Here is a 295-nt window from a genome sequence, read left to right as displayed (position 1 = left end):
TAGCGCTTACATCGATTCGCGAACTCGCATCTACCTCAATCTCGTCGGCGGTAATGGTGATGCCTTGGGTGAAGCTGTCCGATGCCACCGGCGTGGTGATCACGCCGCCATTCAGCACGCGCACCTTCGACCAGCTGCCACTGCTGGGCAACTCTAGGCTGAAGCCATCTACCACCAGCTCATTGGCACTGTTGCGGTAGATGCCCTGGACCTGACTATTGATAGTGGTTAGATGATCGACCTTCAGATCGCCCACTATCTTGGCTACTACGTTGATCAGGGTAATCTTGCCGGC

The 295-nt window shown here is 55.6% G+C and carries 1 protein-coding gene; it reads right to left on the bottom strand.

The annotated features are described in order from the left end of the window. On the bottom strand, window positions 1–295 hold a 295-nt coding region (locus tag AYB31_RS20930), incomplete at both ends, for a hypothetical protein (protein WP_201787439.1).

Origin of the sequence: Pseudomonas sp. BMS12 (assembly GCF_001592875.1) — a bacterium.
Taxonomy (GTDB): Bacteria; Pseudomonadota; Gammaproteobacteria; order Pseudomonadales; family Pseudomonadaceae; genus Aquipseudomonas.
Note: the sequence above shows the minus strand (reverse complement) of the source record. Positions and strands in the feature narration are given on the sequence as shown.